This is a genomic window from Paraburkholderia sp. EG304 (assembly GCF_046543485.1).
GTDB lineage: Bacteria > Pseudomonadota > Gammaproteobacteria > Burkholderiales > Burkholderiaceae > Paraburkholderia > Paraburkholderia youngii.
Genome location: NZ_JBKGUA010000224.1, coordinates 1 through 1267, shown reverse-complemented (window position 1 = coordinate 1267; position 1267 = coordinate 1). Strand labels below are relative to the sequence as shown.

1 protein-coding gene is annotated in these 1267 nt (G+C 64.2%); it reads right to left on the bottom strand.

From position 1 onward, the window contains the following. Positions 1 to 160: 160 nt before the first annotated feature. The gene (locus ACLFKU_RS43495) at positions 161 to 1039 is read right to left on the bottom strand and encodes a tyrosine-type recombinase/integrase (protein ID WP_410853362.1); all 879 of its coding nucleotides are present in this window, start codon (positions 1037 to 1039) and stop codon (positions 161 to 163) included. Positions 1040 to 1267: the final 228 nt, after the last annotated feature.

Sequence of the window (1267 nt, the reverse complement as noted above, 5' to 3'; positions counted from 1 at the left end):
GATGTCATGCGCAACGCCAATCCTGCCGTCCGGTCCGCTCGGTCACGTTCCCGAAATGACCGGTCACGTTGCCGAAATCCCCGGTCACGATCCCGAAACGGCCGGTCACGTTCATCCGAAATACGCATCCGCGACTTCGGGCACGGCAGTGCGCCGTGTTTCAGCTGTTGTTGTGCAGCTTCTCCAGCGGACTGATCACTTCGCGCAGCAGGTCCGTCGCGACCTGGGCATAGAGCGCGGTCGTCTCCAGCTTCTTGTGGCCCAGCGGGACCTGGATGACACGGATATCAACCTTCTGCTCCAGCAGGTGGGTCGCAAAGCTGTGTCGCAATGTGTGCATCGAGACACGTTTGTTGATGTCTGCAGCGACGGCGGCGGCGTGGATGGCGCGGTTGAGCTGCCGTGTGCTGAGCGGATCGACCGGGTCGAGGCCTGGAAACAGCCAGCCGCCCTCCAGCATCCGGCCCTGCGCGTGCGCCACGCGCCACCAGACACGCAGGCGTTCAAGCAGTACCGGCGAGAGCATGGCGTAACGGTCCTTGCGGCCCTTGCCCTGCTCGATGCGCAGCGTCATGCGCTGGCCGTCCACGTCGCCGACCTTCAGCGCCACCACTTCACTGGCACGCAGGCCGGCGCCGTAGGCGACTGACAGTGCGGTCTGGTGCTTCAGGTTGCCGGTCGCAGCGATCAGGCGTCCCACTTCGTCCGGACTGAGCACGACCGGGAGCGTGCGGGGCACGCGCACCGGCTGCATCCGGGCCATCCGTTCGGGTTCGTGAAGCGTGATCTCGAAGAAGAACTTCAGTCCGGTGATCGCCGCATTGAGCGACACGGGCGACGTGCCGTGGTCGACCAGATGCAGCTGGTAACGCCGTAGATCCTCGACGGTGGCGGTGTCGGGCGGGCGCCCCAGAAACCGGGTGAACTCGCGTACGATGCGCAGATAACCGGCCTGCGTCTTCGGCGCCAGATGGCGCATACGCATGTCGTCGATCATGCGCTGGCGCAGTGGGCTGACAGTCTGGAGGGTATCAGTCATGACTCTGCTCCCGTTGAACGGCGAGGCGGATTACCTCGCCCATCAACATCAGAACAGAGTCGGTTTCCTCTCCATTGCTACTACCGCCGGCCGCAGCCCCTTACCGCGCGAGCGGTTTAGGCAGTATGACTTTCCGTGATGTGGTGGCTGGCCCGCCGTGAGAAACCAGACGCGGGTTAGCATTGCTGCCAGAGCCGCATGGTGTGCACGAGGGCGACACCCGGCGAT